Below are 17,716 nucleotides of genomic sequence, written 5' to 3'. Positions count from 1 at the left end.
GCTGCCCAAGCCTATGGCAGAGCCTGACCCGTTTGGCCAGTAGGGGGCTTTGCCCCCGCCGCCCTTCGGGCGACTCCCCCAGGATATTTGTGGACAGATGAAGCATGGGCCCCTTCATTCGCCTGTCTCAAAATATCCCGGAGCGCGAGGCAGAGCCTCGCAAGAAAAAAGCGCCCCGAAGGGCGCTGATCGGTGGGTATCAGACCTTGAGGTTCGGGATGATCTGCTTTTTCCGGCTCATGATGCCGGGCAGCACGACCGCGTCGCCATCGACCGATGCGCCGAAGCTCTTTTCCGCAACGCCTTTGACCAGATCGTTGGGCACCAGCAGGGTTGCTTCCTCGTTCAGAATATCGACGACGAACAGCAGAACCTGATCGACGCCGTCTTCCCTGGCGACATCAACCATCGAGTCCGCCAGGCTGGCCTTGCGGTCCAGCACGACGCCCGGTGCGGTGGTTTCAAGAACCGAGACGCGGAATTTGGTGCCGTCGACCTCGTATTCCTTGCTGTCCATGCGCAGCAATTCGGCATCCGAGAAGGACGAAACGTCCGATTTCGCCGCAAACATGTCAGCGGCATAGGCCGAGATATCCAGCTCCAGCTCAGCCGCCAGCCTTTCGGCAACGGCGCGGTCATGGTCGGTGGTGGTGGGCGAGCGGAATTCCAGCGTGTCGGACAGGATGCAGGTCAGCGCAGCGCCTTTGATGGCGTCGGGCATCTTTGCCGCATCGTCGCCCATCAGATCGACCATGATGGTCGCGGTGCAGGCCAGCGGGCGCACGGTGATGTCGATCGGGCCTTTGGTTTCCAGACCGCCGACCAGCTTGTGGTGGTCGATGATGGCGCGGATGTCGGCATCGTTGATCGTGTCGGGCAATTCTGCGGGGTTGTTGGTGTCGACGATGACAACCGGCGTGTCCGCCGCCAGGTCTTCGATGATGCGCGGCTTGGGAAGGTCCCAGTTGTCCAGCATGAAAGCCGCTTCGGTGTTGGGTTCACCCAGAAGCACCGGCTCGGTTGTCTCGCCTTTGACTTCGTTCAGGTACCAGGACCATAGGATCGGAGAGCCTGTGGAATCGGTGTCGGGGGATTTGTGGCCAAATACGAGCGTTGTCATGTCAGCGTCCTGAGAATGATAAATTTGCGCGCCTTATAGGGCTGTCGGGGCGGGTTGTCACCCGGCAGCATCGTCCCTGCGGCGGTTGGTCTTGAAATCGCCGGTTTCGGTCAGAAAGGCGCACGGGTCAGGGTGTAGCCGGCCTGCTGCAACTGGTTCAGAAGCCCGTGATCCCCACTCAGATGCCCGGCACCCACCGCAATGACGGCGGTCTGATCTTCGATCGCCAGAATGTGCTTCATCCAGTTGTCGTTTCGGTCGACCAGCATCTGTTGTTCGAACCCGTCCCATTCGGCATTGAACAGCTCGGGTTCAAGGCCCGAAACTTCCAGCCCGTGAATGCGCGCCAGTTGCATGATCTCGGCGTGTTTTTCTTCGATATAGGCGTTGGCCAGCGTGGTCAGCTGGTCCTCGCTGCCCTGAATGGCACCGGACAGGCGCAGCAGCGACTGAACCTGTTCTTCGATCGTGTGGCTGTCGAACATCGCCACAAGGTCTGCGATCTGTTCCAGCGAATGCTGCGGGATGTTTTCCGCTTCGGCCAGTTTGGTCAGGCGCGCATCCATGCCGTGGTTGGCATCGGGATTTTTCATCAGGCAGGGCGGCACGCCCAGCATCATGCTCAAAAACCACGGCCGCATCTTGGCGGCCATCCAGCCGGGGATGCCGCGCTCGGCCAGAGTTGCGGACAGCGTGGCCCAGTCTTCATCAGACATAAGGTCAATCAGGGTCGGGCCAGAGGTGATCATCACCGGGCTGAGGTCTTTGGCCAAACCCTTTTCGAAGGCGTCCATCTCGGCCTGCGTGACCTCGAAGTAAAACGCATCAGCCTGGCTGAGCGTTGGGGTCAGGCGCTCGACAACCGCCTCCATGCGCGGGTCCGTTGTGTGCAGCGTGCCGACCAGATGCAGAACGGTATCGCCTTTCCGCGCAATCCAGTGGTTGCCTTCGGGAAACGGGATATCGGCCACGGCAAGCTGCAACTCTTGCTGTTGCCCGGGCGTCAGATCGAGCCGCAGGTCGCGCCCCTCACACGCCGCGTGGGCGGTCGCGGGCAGCAGCAGGAAGGCAAGGAATGTCATCAGGCGCATGGGTGGGTCCGTGGGATCGCAGAGGGGTTGCGCCAAGACATAGCCACGCCCGCACATGTCATGCAAGCGGCCCGGTGCCGCAAGTCTGGCATTCGGCGGCAATTCGAATAGCATGCAGGCATGGACCGCGAGCAGGATCTGTACCCTCCGATCAAGGCGCTGTTGGAGCGTCAGGGCTACACCGTCAAGGGTGAGGTCGGTGCTGCCGATGTGGTGGCCATGCGCGAAGGCGAAAGTCCGGTCATTGTTGAACTGAAGCTGCGTTTCTCGCTGGCCTTGTTCCATCAGGCGATTGCCCGGCTCAGGATCACCGATCAGGTCTATATCGCGGTCTGCAAACCCAAAGGGCGGTCGGCGCGTCGGGCGTTGAAGGACAACCTTGCCCTGTGCCGCAGGCTGGGGCTGGGGCTGATAACAGTTCTGGCAGACGGGCGGGTCGAGGTGCAATGCGATCCCGGCCCTTACGCGCCGCGCAAGGACAAGGCGAAAACCGCGCGCCTGCTGCGCGAGTTTGAACGGTTGGAGGGCGACCCGAATTCGGGCGGGGCAACGCGCCACGGAATCGTGACGGCCTACCGGCAGGACGCTTTGAAATGCGCAGCACATCTGGCCGAGCATGGCCCGACCAAAGGGGCCGACGTGGCCAGATCGGTCGGCGTTCCTGTGGCCACGCGGCTTATGCGGGAAAATCACTACGGGTGGTTTGAGAAGATTGAAAAGGGCGTCTACGGTCTTACATCCGAGGGGGCCGAGGGCCTTAAGCACTGGGCCTATAGCTGGGAAGAGGCCGAATGACCCGCCTCTGGGCCGGTAATGCCAAAAAATCCTTCACGTCTTGTTGACTCGGGGTTTGTGACCCCCTAGCTATGCGTCGTTATCACTCGGCAAGCATGAGTGCTAACGCCTCGTCATCCGGCGAGGGGAGGATAAATAAACTTTGAGCCCAAGGAGCTGCAAAGATGGCATTGAAACCGCTTCATGACCGTGTGCTGGTCCGTCGCGTAGAAAGCGAAGAGAAAACCGCAGGCGGCCTGATCATTCCTGACAGTGCAAAAGAAAAGCCCAGCGAAGGCGAAGTCGTCTCGACCGGCGAAGGCGCACGCAAGGACAGCGGCGAGCTGATCGCAATGGCCGTTAAGGCCGGTGACAAAATCCTGTTCGGCAAATGGTCGGGCACCGAAGTCACCATCGACGGCGAAGAGCTGCTGATGATGAAAGAAAGCGACATCATGGGGATCATCGAGTAAGCGGCGCGCTTTCTCTGATCTTTATCTCAAACATATTTCTCAAGGAGAAACGACATGGCTGCTAAGGACGTCAAGTTCGAAACAGACGCGCGTAACCGTATGCTGGCAGGCGTCAATGTTCTGGCCGACGCGGTAAAAGTGACCCTCGGCCCGAAAGGCCGCAACGTGGTTCTGGACAAATCCTTCGGCGCACCGCGCATCACCAAAGACGGTGTTTCGGTTGCCAAGGAAATCGAACTGGAAGACAAGTTCGAAAACATGGGCGCGCAGATGGTGAAAGAAGTCGCCAGCCGTACCAATGACGAAGCCGGCGACGGCACCACCACCGCAACCGTTCTGGCGCAATCCATCGTCAAAGAAGGTCTGAAGCAGGTTGCAGCGGGCCTGAACCCGATGGACCTGAAGCGTGGCATCGACCTGGCAACCGCCAAGGTTGTTGAAGGCATCAAAGCCGCTTCGCGCGAAGTCAAGGACTCGGCAGAAGTTGCTCAGGTTGGCACCATCTCGGCCAACGGCGAAGTCGAGATTGGCCAGCAGATCGCAGACGCGATGCAGAAAGTTGGCAACGAAGGCGTCATCACCGTCGAAGAAAACAAAGGTCTGGAAACCGAGACCGATGTTGTCGAAGGTATGCAGTTCGACCGTGGCTACCTGTCGCCTTACTTCGTCACCAACGCAGACAAGATGATCGCAGAGCTTGATGACTGCATGATCCTGCTGCACGAAAAGAAACTGTCCTCGCTGCAGCCGATGGTTCCGCTGCTGGAACAGGTGATCCAGTCGCAGAAGCCGCTGCTGATCATTGCCGAGGATGTTGAAGGCGAAGCGCTGGCGACTCTGGTTGTCAACAAACTGCGCGGCGGCCTGAAAATTGCTGCTGTCAAAGCACCGGGCTTCGGCGATCGCCGTAAAGCCATGCTGCAGGACATCGCGATCCTGACCGGCGGTCAGGTGATCAGCGAAGATCTGGGCATGAAGCTCGAGTCCGTCACCATGGACATGCTGGGCACCGCCAAGAAGATCGAAATCACCAAAGACGAAACCACCATCGTCGACGGTGCAGGCGAGAAAGCCGAGATCGAAGCCCGCGTTGGCCAGATCCGCACTCAGATCGAAGAAACCACCAGCGACTACGACCGTGAGAAGCTGCAGGAACGCGTTGCCAAACTGGCAGGCGGTGTTGCCGTGATCCGCGTCGGCGGCATGACCGAAGTGGAAGTGAAAGAGCGTAAGGACCGTGTGGACGATGCTCTGAACGCAACCCGCGCTGCCGTTCAGGAAGGCGTTGTTGTGGGTGGCGGTGTTGCTCTGGTTCAGGCCGGCAAGGCGCTGGACACTCTGGAAGGTGCAAACCCCGACCAGAACGCAGGCATCAACATCGTCCGCAAGGCTATCGAAGCGCCGCTGCGCCAGATCGCCGAAAACGCAGGCGTTGACGGTGCGGTTGTTGCAGGCAAGGTCCGTGAATCTTCGGACGCTTCGTTCGGCTTCAACGCGCAGACCGAAGAATATGGCGACATGTTCTCGTTCGGCGTGATCGACCCGGCCAAGGTTGTCCGTACCGCTCTGGAAGACGCGACATCGGTTGCCGGTCTGCTGGTCACCACCGAGGCGATGGTTGCCGACAAGCCCGCCAAAGAAGGTGCGCCCGCAGGTGGCGGCATGCCCGACATGGGCGGCATGGGCGGCATGATGTAAGCACGTCGAATTCGCCCTGGCGAATTCTGACGACCCCGAAAGGCGCTTGGCCGAGTGGCCAGGCTGCCGAAAGGGGGCCGCAGCAAAAGATTGACGGGGTCGCCTTCGGGCGGCCCCGTTTCTTTTGAATGCCCGTTGCGCGGGCATGCCTCCGGCGGGAGTATTTGGGAAAAGATGAAGGTGGGGCAGTTGCGGGAAAGTGAGTGTGCAAAGCGTGCCGAACCCGCTATGCGGTTGATATGAAGCTGTTCCTTCTTACCGCCCTGACCATGTGCGCCTTTGCGGCGAATTCGATTCTGAACCGATTGGCCATCGACAGCGGCGCGAGCGACCCTGCCGGGTTTGCGGTTGTGCGGGTGCTGTCCGGCGCTGTTGTGCTGGCCGTTCTGGTTTCGCTCCGGGCCGGGCATCTGCCCCTGCGCAACCGGCGCAGGATTGCAGGGGCGGGGGCGTTGTCGCTTTATATGATCGGGTTTTCAATCGCTTACCTGACATTGGACGCAGGTCTGGGCGCGCTGATCCTGTTCGGGGTTGTTCAGATCACGATGTTTGCGGTCACCTCTGCCACAGGCAGCGCGCCGACCGGCCGACAGGTTGCCGGGGCGGCGATTGCGCTGGCCGGTCTGGCCTATGTGCTGTGGCCCTCTGGTGCGGTTCAGGTCAGCCCCGTCGGCGCGGCGCTGATGACTGCGGCGGGGATCGGTTGGGCGATCTATTCGCTAGTCGGAAGAACCGAACCGGATGCGCTGGCCGGAACGGCGGCCAATTTCATCGTGGCGCTGCCAGTTACCGCACTGGCTTTGTTGGCGAGCGGCGGCGGCTGGCACATGACCGGTGCCGGGTATTTGCTGGCCGCCCTGTCTGGGGGCGTGACGTCGGGGATGGGCTATGCGCTCTGGTACCGGGTTCTGCCGCTGCTTGCGCCCACAACGGCGGCGGTTGTCCAACTGAGTGTCCCGATCATCGCCATTGTCGCGGGCGTTGTGCTTTTGGGCGAGGTCGCCAGCCTGCGCCTGATCCTTGGGGCGGCGCTGGTTTTGGGCGGCATTGCGCTGGCGGTGCTGCAACGGAAGCTGCGCTAGGGGTTTAACCCGCCCCCGTTAGGCTTTATCTGGCGGCTTATGAGATACCTGCTCGCCCTGTTTCTGTTCCTTGTTCCGCCTGCAGCTCAGGCCAAATGCGTCGTGCTGCTGCACGGCCTTGCCCGGACCGAGGCGTCCTTTACGGTCATGGAGCAGCTATTCAAAGCCCATGGCTACACCGTTGTGCGCCCGGGCTATCCTTCGACCGACCTGCCCATTCCCGAACTCGCCAGTCAGACATTGCCCGATGCTTTTGCCGCGTGCGGGGACGCCCCCGTCAATGTTGTGGCCCATTCCATGGGCGGTATCCTGTTGCGCTATTGGCTGCAGGACAATCACCCGGATAATCTGGGCCGCGTCGTCATGCTTGGGCCGCCCAATCAGGGCAGCCAGCTTGTGGATGAGCTTGGCGCGTGGGAGGTCTTTGGCATGCTGAACGGCCCCGCCGGGTTGGCGCTTGGGACCGGCCCCGAGGGGATCCCGCGAAAACTGCCGCCGGTCGAGTTCGAACTGGGCGTGATTGCGGGCGAAAACTCTCTGAACCCGCTGTTTTCCTCGATGATTGACGGCAAGGATGACGGCAAGGTCTCGATCAGGACCACCAAGGTCGAGGGGATGGCCGATCACATCGTTCTGCCCGTGACCCATACCTTCATGATGAACAATCCGCGTGTGATGGCACAGGCGCTGCATTTCATCGAGTTCGGCCAGTTTGATCCGCAGATCACCTGGCTGGACGGCGTGCTGGATGCGATTGACGAGATTTGCATCGGGCAGGATTGCTCGGAACCGGACTCGGAGCCGACTGAATGACCGCATTAAACCTGACGATGACCGGTGCGCAGGTTCTGCTGCCGGAACACGGGCTGACGCATGCCGCTCTGGCGATTGCGGAAGGTCTGGTCTGCGACGATCCGTTGGGTCCGCGGATCGATCTGTCCGGATATCTGATTCTGCCGGGGATTGTGGACCTGCATGGCGACGGGTTCGAACGCCACATCGCGCCGCGCCGGGGCGCGATGAAACAGATGGATCAGGGCATCCTGTCGGTCGAGGCGGAACTGGCGGCAAACGGCATAACAACCGCCGTTCTGGCCCAGTTTTACAGTTGGGAGGGTGGGGTGCGCGGCCCTGAATTCGCCGCTCAGGTCTTCGGGGCCATCGCCTCGGTGAAAGACAGCACTGTCACCGATCTGATCCCGCAATTGCGGTTCGAGACGCATATGCTGGACGACTATCAGGGATTGCCCGACCGGGTGGCCGAGTGGCAGGTGCCCTATGTGGTATTCAATGACCATCTGCCGCATGACCGTCTGGCGCAGGGCCGCACGCCGCCCCGTCTGACCGGGCAAGCCCTGAAAGCCGGACGCAGCCCCGAGGCGCATCTTGAGATGCTGCAAACCATGCATGCCCGCAAGGCCGAAGTCCCGCCCGCGCTCGACGCGCTTTGTGCCGACCTGACCGGGCGGGGCGTTCGGATGGGCAGCCATGACGACGCAACCGCCGAAACCCGTGCGTGGTGGCGTCAGCGTGGCGTGACGATCTCGGAATTCCCCGAAACGCTCGAGGCCGCCGAGGCTGCACGCGTCGCCGGGGACCACATCATCCTCGGCTCTCCCAACGTGGTGCGCGGCGGGTCGCACAAGGGCAATGCCAGTGCGCTGGACCTGATTGCGATGGGTCTGTGCGATGCGCTGGCCTCGGATTACCACTATCCCAGCCCGCGCCGTGCGGCGCTGATGCTGGCCAAATCCGGCCTGCTGGATCTGGCCGGGGCATGGGCGCTGGTCTCTTCCGGCCCCGCCCGCGTGCTGGGCTTGGCCGACCGCGGCACTCTGGCCGCAGGAAAGCGCGCGGACCTGATCATTCTGGACGCGCAGACCTACCGCGTGGCCGCCACCTTTGCGGCAGGGCGGGTCAGCTACATGGCCGGGGATATCGCGGCCCGGTTCTTCACCTGATCCGCCCTTCATCTGTCCAAAAATATCCCCGCCGGAGGCATCGCGCGTCAGCGCGATTTCTCAGCGAACGATCCGGTTGAAATGTCCCATCTTCCGACCCGGCTTGACCTCGGCCTTGCCATAGAGATGCAGCGCCACATCCCGTTCGCGCGCCAATTCCGGCACGCGGTCCATGTCGTGACCGATCAGATTCTCCATCACCACATCCGAATGCCGCTGACCGTCGCCTAAGGGCCAACCGGCCACCGCGCGGATATGCTGTTCGAACTGGTCTACGGCGCAGCCATTCTGCGTCCAATGGCCCGAGTTATGGACACGCGGCGCAATCTCGTTCACGATCAGACCCTGCGGTGTCACAAACAGCTCGACCCCCATGACCCCAACGTAATCCAGCGCATTCAGGATATTGGCCGCCAGCAGCACCGCGTCGGTGCGCCGGGCGGGGGGCAGGCGGGCGGGAACGGTAGTGGTGTGGAGGATGCCATCCCGATGCACATTCTCGCCCGGATCGAAACAGGCAACCTGACCGTCCAGACCCCGCGCTGCGATGATCGAGACCTCATGGCTGAAGTCGACAAACCCTTCGAGGATCGAGGGGGCACCGGCCATTTCCGCCAAAGCAGCTTCCACCTCCTCGGGCGCGCGCAGCCGCGCCTGACCTTTGCCGTCATAGCCGAACCGGCGGGTTTTCAGGATCGCCGGGGTTCCGATCTCGTCAATCGCCGTGTTCAGGCTGTCCAGATCGGTAATGTCGGCAAAGGGGGCAGTGTTCAGGCCCAGCCCCTGAAGAAAGGTCTTTTCGGTCAGCCGATCCTGACTGACCCGCAGCGCCTCGCGCCCGGGGCGGATCGGACGATGCGCTTCCAGCAGGTCCAGCGCCTGCGTCGGGATGTTCTCGAATTCATAGGTGATGACATCGACCGCGTCGGCAAATGCCTTTAACGCCCCGGCATCGTCATAGGCCGCGGTTGTCACCCGGTCCGCCACCTGCCCGGCGGGCGGGTTTGCGCCCGGCTCGTAGATGTGGGTCAGGAAACCAAGCCGCGCCGCCGCAACCGACAGCATCCGGCCCAGTTGACCGCCGCCCAGAATTCCAATCGTTGCGCCGGGGGCAAGCATGTCAGTCATCCTCAGGTCTCCAACCGTTTCCCAATGGCGGTCAACGCCGTGTGTAATGCGTCATGCGCTTTGCCTGCGCGCAGGGTTTCCGTCATCTGCAGGCTCAGCGTGCCATCCGTCGCCAGCGCATCACGTTCTTGCGCCAACCGCCCCGATTTGCCCTTTTCCATCACGGAAAGGAAGCCCGCGACCAATTGAGTTGTGTAAAACTCGGCGCTGTCCGCGTCGCCGGTTTCCCCGGCCAGCCAGTCAGCGCCCGTGGCCAGCAGGTCCAGCAGGCCGGGCACCATGGCGCAGACAGCGAAATGGGCGTTCAGCGCAGCCTCATCCGCCACTTTGACCACGGGGTTTTCCGGCGCGAACAGATCGGCCAGCAGGCGGTCATTGCCAAAGGCTGCCAAAGGGCATCCACCCGCTTCCAAAAAGCCCAGCGGAATGGTCTGCACAAAATCCGAGACAGGGGCGCAGAGTACCGCCAATTGCGCCGCAGGCACTGCGGCCATGACCGATACGATCCGTTGATCCGCGCGGAAGGTGAGTGGCGTCAGGACCTCTTGCGCCAGATGCGGGCGCAGGCAGAGGAACACGATCTCTGACGCGTCGATCACGGCCTGAGGCGCACCGATGGTGACACCCAGTTTGGCTTTCAATTGTGCCGAGACCTGCGCGTTGCGTTCCGTCACCGCAATCTCATGGCCCTTGGCCGCCAGAAACCGCACCATCGGGGCCGCAATATGCCCGGTGCCGATAAAGCCGATACGGCTCATCCCTCGGGTTCTTCGGCGATCGAGGCGGACAGGGCGGCGCGCCACGCATCCAGCCTTGCGGCCAGTTCGGAGTCTTGCAGCGCCAGAATACCAGCGGCCATCAGGCCCGCATTGGCCCCGCCAGCCGCGCCGATTGCCATGGTGGCAACGGGAAACCCTTTGGGCATCTGCACAATAGAATACAGCGAATCGACCCCCGACAGCGCCCGCGTCTGAATCGGCACCCCAACCACCGGCACCCGCGTTTTTGACGCCATCATCCCCGGCAAATGCGCAGCCCCGCCAGCGCCTGCGATAATCACCTGCAGCCCGCGATCCACAGCGGTTTTGCCATAGTCCCACAAACGGTCCGGAGTGCGATGTGCCGAGACGATGCGTTTTTCGTATGTCACGTCCAACTCGTCCAGAATACCAGCGGCTTCCTTCATCGTGGGCCAGTCCGACTGGCTGCCCATAATGATGCCCACTTTCACGTCACTCATCCGCTTGTGCCCCTGCCACCTGAAAGAGCGCGCACTATAGCCAAATCCGCATTCGTGGCAATGCGTCAGGCAATGATGTCGGGGGTCAGGCGATCTTCGATCAGGCGGATGATGTCTTTCAGCCGCAATTTCTGCTTTTTCAGCCGTTTGATCGTCAGTTGATCCGAGGTCCCTTTGGCCTGAAGCGCCTCGATCGCCTCATCCAGATCGCGGTGCTGGCGGCGAAAAACCTCAAGCTCAACGCGCAGAACTTCATCTGTTTTCATCGAAAGGTCGGTAGGCGCGTTCATGGGCGACTCGGGGTTGGTGGTGGTGCTTGCCACACAAGATAGTGTGTCCGGGTTTATCCCGCCAGACCTTGTGGACATCCCCGTATCTTCCCATATTCTATTGTACGCGGTTGCCAAAACGGGGCCGCACCATACGTCGCTTTGACATAAAAGGACGAGACAACGTGTCAAAACTTACCTTGGGCTCATACCCGCATCTTTTGGGGTTCGAGCAATTGGAACGCCTTCTGGAGCGGTCTGCAAAGGCCGGCAATGAAGGATACCCGCCCTATAACATCGAACAGACCTCGGATTTTTCGTACCGCATCACTCTGGCGGTGGCCGGGTTCGCGGAAGAGGATCTGTCGATCACCATCGAGGATCGCCAACTGGTGATCCGGGGCCGTCAACGCGACGACAGCGAGGGGCGCATATTCCTGCACCGTGGCATCGCCGCGCGTCAGTTCCAGCGCATGTTCGTGCTGGCCGACGGTGTCGAGGTCGGTGAGGCGATCATGGAAAACGGTCTGCTGCATGTGGACCTGACCCGCGCCGTGCCGGAAACCGTGGTGCAGACAATCAACATAAGAAAGGGGTAAGAGCAATGAATACACCGATTGAGATGAATGCCGAAGGCGACCGGATCGTTTACGTGAAAACCGTCGAAGTGGCAGACCTGCCGCGCGATCTGCGCGATCAGGCGGGCGATCTGGATCAGCTTTACGCCGTGCATGATTCCGACGGGCAGCAGCTGGCGCTTGTGGCCGACCGCAAGCTGGCCTTTGTGCTGGCCCGCGAACACGACCTGTCCCCGGTGGCCGTTCACTGAACGGCCCCCTCCACGCCGATTGGGGCGTGACATTTCCCGCAACACGCGCGACACATACGAACCGGCAGCACCTGCCGCTTGCACTGCATCGGGGAATTTTCTGCATGAGCTGGTTCGATTTTGATTGGGTAGACGCATTCAGTGATCGCGCGTTCGGCGGCAACGGATGCGCCGTTGTCCATGGCGGGGCCGATCTGCCCGAGGACGTTTGCACCGCCTATGTTCGCGAAACGTCTCTGGTCGAATGTACGTTTACCGGCCCGTCCGATGTGGCGGACGTGAAGGTGCGTTATTTCCTTGCCAGCCGTGAGATCCCCTTTGCCGGGCATCCCACCATTGCCACCGTGGCCGCCCTGCGGTCGCGGGGGCTGTTTTCGGGTGATACACTGACGCTGGAAACCGGGGCTGGGATCGTGTCCATTTCGCTGACCGGCGAAGAGATCGAGATGACTCAGGTCGCGCCCAAGTTTGGCGCACGTGTTCCTGCCGATCTTGTGGCCGCAGCGGTCAGCCTGCCTGAGGATGCTATCGTATCCCCGCCCCAGATGGTCTCGACCGGGCTGCCCTTTTGCATCACGGTTCTGAAGGATCATGACACGCTGCGCGCCGCCAAGCTGGCCGAGGGGCCGCTGCGCGAGGTGGCTGCGAAGGCGGGATATTCCGGCTCGGACATGGCCGAGCCGTTTCTGGTCACTTTGAAGGGGGCGACGGAGGCGGGCGACACATTCTCGCGCCTGCTGATGGCGCCGCCCAGCCCGCCCGAGGATCCCTTCACCGGGTCGGCGACCGGCGCGATGGCGGCCTATTTGTGGAAATACGGCCTGATGGACAAAGACACCTTCACCGCCGAGCAAGGCCACGACATGGGCCGTCCGGGGCAGGCGACCGTGACACGGGTTGGTTCGGTTGAGGCGATGACCGGGATAAAAGTTGCGGGGCACGGCCATGTTCTGATGCGGGGGCAGGTGGATTTGCCGGACAGGCTGCAATGACCGAGCCAGCGATTGCGATATTGCCCTATGGCCACCGGCTTGGCCCCGATTTGGCCAAGGTTCCGCTGGACGAATTGATCTGGCCCGAAGGCTTCCCCGACCGCCTGACGGGCAAGACAATCGGAGATCTTGAACCGACCGATCACCTGATCATGTATCCGAATTCAACCGTGCATCTGCGGTGGCGCAGGGGCACCCGCGCGCAGATTTCGCTGATGATGGGCGAGCCTTCGGCGATCCATGCCAAGCACGACCGGATGTTGCGGTTCACCTGGCGGCGCTTTTTCCGGGTGCTGACCTTTCACGATGTTCTGCTGCAGGGCATCCCAAATGCGGTGTTCCTGCCCTACGGCCCGACGATGGTGCCCAACTGGCGCGATCTGGACGTGACGAAGACCAAATCCTGCTCGCTGATCGCCTCGGCAAAGCGGGACCTTGTGGGGCATCAACTGCGCCATTCGCTGATCGACTGGGTGCGTGAAACCGGGGTTGATGTGGATATCATGGGCCGCGGCTACACCCCGTTCGACGACAAATCGGACGGGCTTGCGCCCTATCAATATTCCGTCGTGATCGAGAACGTGCGTGAGAAGAATTATTTCTCCGAAAAGCTGACCGATGCGATCCTGTGTTCAACTGTGCCAATCTATTGGGGCTGCCCCAATATCGGCGATTTCATGGATACATCCGGCATGATCCTGTGCGAAGCGCAGGCCGACATCCAGCGCGCGGTAGAGGCCATGTCGCCCGAGGATTACGCAGAACGCCTGCCGCATCTGAAAGCGATCCAGCCCAAGGCCGCAGAGTTCGGCGATTTCGAGGGCCGCGCCGTCGCGGCGATCCGGGCCGCGTTGCAGTAAACCAGCGTCTCAACGAAAAAGCCCCCGGCGGGACCGGGGGCTTTTTGGGTTTTTTTGCGATTTACGTCGCGGCGATCAGGCCCATGCTTTCCAGTTTCAGCAGCACCTGATGGGCGCAGTTGTCGACCTCGACATTCTCGGTCTCGACGCTCAGTTCGGGGTTCGCGGGAACGTCGTAAGGGTCTGAAATCCCGGTGAATTCCTTGATCTTGCCTTCACGCGCCAGCTTGTACAGGCCCTTGCGGTCGCGGCGTTCGCATTCCTCGATGCTGGTGGCCACATGGACTTCGCAGAAGGCACCGAACTGTTCGATCTCTTCCCGCACCGCGCGGCGGGTGGTGGCATAAGGCGCGATGGGCGCGCAGATGGCAATGCCCCCGTTCTTGGTGATCTCGGACGCTACATACCCGATGCGGCGGATGTTCAGGTCGCGATGCTCTTTTGAGAAACCCAGTTCCGACGACAGGTTCTTACGAACGATGTCCCCATCCAGCAGAGTGACCGGACGGCCCCCCATCTCCATCAGCTTGACCATAAGCGCGTTGGCGATGGTGGATTTGCCGCTCCCTGAGAAGCCGGTGAAGAACACGGTAAAGCCCTGCTGGCTGCGCGGCGGTTTGGTCTTGCGCAGCTCGGCGACCACTTCGGGGAAGCTGAACCATTCGGGGATTTCCAGACCCTCGGCCAGACGGCGGCGCAGTTCGGTGCCGCTGATGTTCAGGATCGTTACGTCATCCTTGTCGAGGATCTCGTCATTCGGCTCGTACTGGGCGCGTTCCTGCACATAGACCATGTGTTTGAAATCAACCATCTCGACGCCGATTTCATCCTGGTACTGGCGGAACAGGTCCTGCGCGTCATAAGGCCCATAGAAATCCTCACCGGTCGAGTTCTTGCCCGGACCCGCATGGTCGCGACCGACGATGAAATGGGTGCAGCCATGGTTGGCCCGGATCAGACCATGCCAGACCGCCTCGCGCGGGCCGGCCATGCGCATGGCGAGGTTCAGCAGGCTCATCGAGGTCGTCGAGGCCGGATACTTGTCCAGAACCGCCTCATAGCAGCGCACGCGGGTGAAGTGGTCCACATCACCGGGCTTGGTCATGCCGACAACCGGGTGGATCAGCAGGTTGGCCTGCGCTTCCTTGGCGGCGCGGAAGGTCAGTTCCTGATGCGCGCGGTGCAGCGGGTTGCGGGTCTGGAAGGCCACGATACGGCGCCAGCCCAGCTTGCGGAAAAAGGCGCGCATCTCGTTCGGGGTGTCGCGGCGGGCGCGGAAATCATAGTGGACGGGCTGCTGGATGCCGACCACCGGGCCGCCCAGATAGACCTTGCCTGCAACATTGTGCAGGTAGTTGACGGCAGGGTGGGCATCGTCATCCGCGCCAAACACCTTCTCGGCCTCGCGAGCCTTGTCCGGGGTCCAGCGGTCGGTCACGGTCATGGTGCCGAGGATCACGCCCTCCTGGTCGCGCAGGGCGATGTCCTGACCCAGTTCGATGCCGTCGGCGAAATCTTCGCTGACATCCAGCGTGATCGGCATCGGCCACAATGTGCCATCGGCCAGACGCATGTTTTCGACGACGTTGTCGTAATCCGCCTCGCTCAGGAACCCTTTCAGGGGGTTGAACCCACCATTCATCAGCAGTTCCAGATCGCAGATCTGGCGCGGGCTCAGATCCCAGCTTGTCAGGTCGGCGGCTTCGACCTTGAGTTTCTGGGCCGAGTCATAAGACACGTACAGCTCGGGGATCGGGGCCAGATTGCTTAACATCGTCATGAGAATACTCTTATCGCAGTGGTGAAGTACCAGTGATTCCTCGGTGTTCGAGGGGCATTTGCCCCGGCTGTCCAACGAAGTCCACAGGCATGCTGAAAACAAAGGACGATATGCGTCGATTTTCTTTGGATTGGAAGGATTTTCCGCTTCCGCCTGCAAAACCCGACCAGGGTCCCGCAAAATGGCAACAATTCCCTCAGTCCGAGGATTTGTGTTCCTGCGCGTAAACGGACGGATCAAAGCCCGAGACCCGGCGAATTGGCAGCGCGGGAACCGGGTGCTGGACGCCCCGCAGCTCAAAACGCTGCAACCGGGCGGGCGGGACAGTCAGGCCCGCTGCTGTCAGCAGTTCGCCTGAAACCAGAAGCTCGACACCCAGTGCTTTGGTTTGGCCTTCCAGACGGCTGGCGACATTGACTGCGTCGCCGATGATGGTGCGGGGGGCATGGCCTTCGGCGCCGATCTCACCCAAAACCAGATCACCCAGATGCAGGCCCATCCCGATGCGAATTCCGGGGCTTCCTTCGGCTTCGAGCTTTTCGTTGAAACGCTCCAGTGCCTTGCTGATGTCGATGGCCGCTTTCAGCCCGGCTTTGGCCGAGGCGGCGGCGTCGGGTTTTTCGAACACGGCGAGCAAGCCGTCTCCCATATATTTGTCGACAACACCGCCATCTGCGGTGATTGCCGGGACGATGGCGTCGAAAAAGCGGTTCAGCAGGAACACGATGTCATATGGCAACTGTCCCGTGGTGCGCGCGGTAAAGCTGCGCATGTCCAGAAACAGAACCGCCAGCTGGCGTTCCTGTCCCTGGCTGGCGTGGCCGCGGTTGCGCCCGCCATCGGGGCGATACACGCGATAGATCGAAATCGGGTCGGTCGGGCGGATCTGGCAGGCCAGCCGGGTTTGCGGCGACGCGCCAACTGCGGCCAGGCTGCGGGCCTCGACCTCGCTGGGTGGGGGCAGGAAATCCGAGCCGTCCTCGATGATGACCCGGCAGGTGGTACAGCGCCCCTTGCCGCCGCAGAGCGCCGTATGCGGGATGCCGTTCGCCTGTGAGATTTCAAGCAGCGTCATGCCCTTCTCCGCCACAACCTCGGGGCCGCGCGAATAGGTCACCCGGACGGAATGCCTGCGCCGCCACAGTTTGCGCCCGACAAAGACCATCGCGGTCACCGCAAGCGCCGCGAGAAATGCCGCCACCGCATTGTCCTTGACGCTGAACAAGGTCTGAAAGGCTTCGGGCGAGGGCCAGTTATAATGTTCGATATATTGCTGCCGCAGGAACTCATCCGCGAAATCGGCCCAGATGCGCCGCCCTTCGGTCAGCAACCCCGCCAGCGCGAACGAGGGGATAAAGACCGCCACGCCGATCAGATAGGGCACGGCCTTGCGCCACCAAGCTGTCAGCCGCAGCCACATGTGAAGGCCGATGCAGCCATGCACCCAGACCAGCAACAGCAACAGGCTTTGCATCCAGATGGCGGAATTGGGCCACATCAGCACGATGATATAGCCCATCTCGTCATTGACGTCGAAAACCTCGTGCGCGAAGCGGGTTTGCACGATGTGAGAGATAAGCTGAAGCGGAATCAGCAGCCCCAGAATGATCTGCAGGGCCGTACTGAACGGCATGCGCAAGGTCCTGCGCTGCGCGATCGATGTCAGCGCCAGCCCCGCGTGCAAAAACAGCGCGATGTAGAGAACCACGCTCATGACATCGTGGCGGGTGACGGCTTTGCGACCGTCTTGCATGCCGTGCAGGAAATCGGTGTGAAACAGGCCCAGACCGATATTTATGAAGTGAAAAAAGGCAAAGGTGAACAGGACCAGACCGCTGCCAATCCTGAGCCGGGTCGACCAGCCACCACGCCAAAGGGGGTTATCCAATCAGATCACCTGCATTCGCTTTGCTTATGCCCGAGTCTGATACGGGTGCGCGAACGGGTCAAGCTAGGGTTAGGAATAAGACGGAACCCATGTGGTTGCCGGTGCATCGACGTGGATCAGCGCAGAAGAGATATTGAACAGTACGATATGGCCGAGGTCGGGGCGCGAACGTGAGCTATACAGCAACCCGTCAGCCCCTTCGGAACGGGCATCGTCCGAAAACTGCCATGTCGGGGAACGGCCCGTATCGCCGTGTATGTCCTGCCAGACAATCGACGCCTCGCGCTGTCCACGCAGGTCCACCAGCCGAGCCCCCGCGATACGCGTGCGCAGCAATACCCGTGGCGGGTCGCCCGCCGAGACATAGCGCCGGATCGCGACCCCGGCCCCCTCGGCGCTGAGCGAGGCGTAAAGCGCCGTTTGCCCCGCGTAATGAAAACGCCCCTCGGGTGCCCTTGCGGGGGCCAGAGGGGCGTCGATTTGCGACAGAAACAGAATTCTCCAGACCGGGCCCGAGAATTCCAGCACCTG

The 17,716-nt window shown here is 61.4% G+C and carries 19 protein-coding genes; 10 read left to right on the top strand and 9 right to left on the bottom strand.

What is annotated here, in order from left to right:
- Window positions 1–199: 199 nt before the first annotated feature.
- Both ACR0EZ_RS09570 and ACR0EZ_RS09565 read right to left on the bottom strand, forming a co-directional pair.
- Complete coding sequence (locus tag ACR0EZ_RS09570; RefSeq protein WP_480612520.1) at window positions 200–1,120, bottom strand: manganese-dependent inorganic pyrophosphatase; 921 nt, start codon at window positions 1,118–1,120, stop codon at window positions 200–202.
- Window positions 1,121–1,230: 110 nt separating this feature from the next.
- Complete coding sequence (locus tag ACR0EZ_RS09565; RefSeq protein WP_480612519.1) at window positions 1,231–2,211, bottom strand: TraB/GumN family protein; 981 nt, start codon at window positions 2,209–2,211, stop codon at window positions 1,231–1,233.
- 120 nt (window positions 2,212–2,331) lie between these two features.
- Here ACR0EZ_RS09565 and ACR0EZ_RS09560 point away from each other — a divergent pair, with 120 nt between their 5' ends.
- The 6 genes from ACR0EZ_RS09560 to ACR0EZ_RS09535 all read left to right on the top strand — a co-directional run bounded on the left by ACR0EZ_RS09560 (window position 2,332) and on the right by ACR0EZ_RS09535 (window position 8,199).
- Window positions 2,332–3,006 carry a DUF2161 domain-containing phosphodiesterase gene (locus ACR0EZ_RS09560; protein WP_480612518.1) on the top strand — a complete coding sequence of 225 codons (675 nt, stop codon included), beginning with the start codon at window positions 2,332–2,334 and terminating at the stop codon, window positions 3,004–3,006.
- A gap of 164 nt (window positions 3,007–3,170) precedes the next feature.
- The gene (locus tag ACR0EZ_RS09555; protein WP_480612517.1) at window positions 3,171–3,458 is read left to right on the top strand and encodes a co-chaperone GroES; all 288 of its coding nucleotides are present in this window, start codon (window positions 3,171–3,173) and stop codon (window positions 3,456–3,458) included.
- Window positions 3,459–3,512: 54 nt separating this feature from the next.
- Complete coding sequence (groL, locus tag ACR0EZ_RS09550; protein WP_480612516.1) at window positions 3,513–5,156, top strand: chaperonin GroEL; 1,644 nt, start codon at window positions 3,513–3,515, stop codon at window positions 5,154–5,156.
- A gap of 239 nt (window positions 5,157–5,395) precedes the next feature.
- The gene (locus ACR0EZ_RS09545) at window positions 5,396–6,238 is read left to right on the top strand and encodes a DMT family transporter (protein ID WP_480612515.1); all 843 of its coding nucleotides are present in this window, start codon (window positions 5,396–5,398) and stop codon (window positions 6,236–6,238) included.
- 39 nt (window positions 6,239–6,277) lie between these two features.
- Window positions 6,278–7,051: an alpha/beta fold hydrolase gene (locus ACR0EZ_RS09540; protein ID WP_480612514.1), complete on the top strand. Its 774-nt coding sequence runs from the start codon at window positions 6,278–6,280 to the stop codon at window positions 7,049–7,051.
- Window positions 7,048–8,199, top strand: a complete 1,152-nt coding sequence (locus ACR0EZ_RS09535) for an alpha-D-ribose 1-methylphosphonate 5-triphosphate diphosphatase (RefSeq protein ID WP_480612513.1) — start codon at window positions 7,048–7,050, stop codon at window positions 8,197–8,199. Before ACR0EZ_RS09540 ends, ACR0EZ_RS09535 begins: the two co-directional genes overlap by 4 nt.
- Before the next feature lie 60 nt (window positions 8,200–8,259).
- On the opposite strand, the gene ACR0EZ_RS09530 is transcribed toward ACR0EZ_RS09535, so the two are convergent.
- The 4 genes from ACR0EZ_RS09530 to ACR0EZ_RS09515 form a co-directional block, all read right to left on the bottom strand.
- Window positions 8,260–9,327 (bottom strand): 5-(carboxyamino)imidazole ribonucleotide synthase, encoded by a 1,068-nt coding sequence (locus ACR0EZ_RS09530; protein WP_480612512.1) that lies wholly within the window; start codon window positions 9,325–9,327, stop codon window positions 8,260–8,262.
- A gap of 2 nt (window positions 9,328–9,329) precedes the next feature.
- Complete coding sequence (locus tag ACR0EZ_RS09525; protein ID WP_480612511.1) at window positions 9,330–10,085, bottom strand: NAD(P)-binding domain-containing protein; 756 nt, start codon at window positions 10,083–10,085, stop codon at window positions 9,330–9,332.
- On the bottom strand, window positions 10,082–10,567 hold the full coding sequence (gene purE, locus ACR0EZ_RS09520; protein WP_480612510.1) for a 5-(carboxyamino)imidazole ribonucleotide mutase: 486 nt from the start codon (window positions 10,565–10,567) through the stop codon (window positions 10,082–10,084). Before purE ends, ACR0EZ_RS09525 begins: the two co-directional genes overlap by 4 nt.
- 65 nt (window positions 10,568–10,632) lie before the next feature.
- On the bottom strand, window positions 10,633–10,857 hold the full coding sequence (locus ACR0EZ_RS09515; RefSeq protein WP_010441787.1) for a YdcH family protein: 225 nt from the start codon (window positions 10,855–10,857) through the stop codon (window positions 10,633–10,635).
- A gap of 164 nt (window positions 10,858–11,021) precedes the next feature.
- Between ACR0EZ_RS09515 and ACR0EZ_RS09510 the strand changes: the two genes are divergently transcribed.
- The 4 genes from ACR0EZ_RS09510 to ACR0EZ_RS09495 all read left to right on the top strand — a co-directional run bounded on the left by ACR0EZ_RS09510 (window position 11,022) and on the right by ACR0EZ_RS09495 (window position 13,517).
- Window positions 11,022–11,435 carry an Hsp20 family protein gene (locus ACR0EZ_RS09510; protein ID WP_058275530.1) on the top strand — a complete coding sequence of 138 codons (414 nt, stop codon included), beginning with the start codon at window positions 11,022–11,024 and terminating at the stop codon, window positions 11,433–11,435.
- Between the two features lie 5 nt (window positions 11,436–11,440).
- Window positions 11,441–11,665: a DUF1150 family protein gene (locus ACR0EZ_RS09505; RefSeq protein WP_480612509.1), complete on the top strand. Its 225-nt coding sequence runs from the start codon at window positions 11,441–11,443 to the stop codon at window positions 11,663–11,665.
- A gap of 104 nt (window positions 11,666–11,769) precedes the next feature.
- On the top strand, window positions 11,770–12,657 hold the full coding sequence (locus ACR0EZ_RS09500; protein ID WP_480612508.1) for a PhzF family phenazine biosynthesis protein: 888 nt from the start codon (window positions 11,770–11,772) through the stop codon (window positions 12,655–12,657).
- Window positions 12,654–13,517 (top strand): glycosyltransferase family 10 domain-containing protein, encoded by an 864-nt coding sequence (locus ACR0EZ_RS09495; RefSeq protein WP_480612507.1) that lies wholly within the window; start codon window positions 12,654–12,656, stop codon window positions 13,515–13,517. The genes ACR0EZ_RS09500 and ACR0EZ_RS09495 overlap by 4 nt, the downstream gene beginning before the upstream one ends.
- 61 nt (window positions 13,518–13,578) lie before the next feature.
- On the opposite strand, the gene ACR0EZ_RS09490 is transcribed toward ACR0EZ_RS09495, so the two are convergent.
- The 3 genes from ACR0EZ_RS09490 to ACR0EZ_RS09480 form a co-directional block, all read right to left on the bottom strand.
- Window positions 13,579–15,297 carry a bifunctional sulfate adenylyltransferase/adenylylsulfate kinase gene (locus ACR0EZ_RS09490; protein WP_480612506.1) on the bottom strand — a complete coding sequence of 573 codons (1,719 nt, stop codon included), beginning with the start codon at window positions 15,295–15,297 and terminating at the stop codon, window positions 13,579–13,581.
- Between the two features lie 196 nt (window positions 15,298–15,493).
- Entirely contained in the window at window positions 15,494–17,185 is a 1,692-nt protein-coding gene (locus ACR0EZ_RS09485) for an adenylate/guanylate cyclase domain-containing protein (RefSeq protein ID WP_480612505.1), read from the bottom strand.
- A gap of 69 nt (window positions 17,186–17,254) precedes the next feature.
- Complete coding sequence (locus ACR0EZ_RS09480; RefSeq protein ID WP_480612504.1) at window positions 17,255–17,713, bottom strand: RES family NAD+ phosphorylase; 459 nt, start codon at window positions 17,711–17,713, stop codon at window positions 17,255–17,257.
- Window positions 17,714–17,716 lie beyond the last annotated feature (3 nt).

It is taken from the genome of Ruegeria sp. AK4 (genome assembly GCF_056541025.1).
The sequence above is the reverse complement of the archived record's forward strand: the minus strand, read 5'-3'. Positions and strand labels throughout refer to the sequence as shown.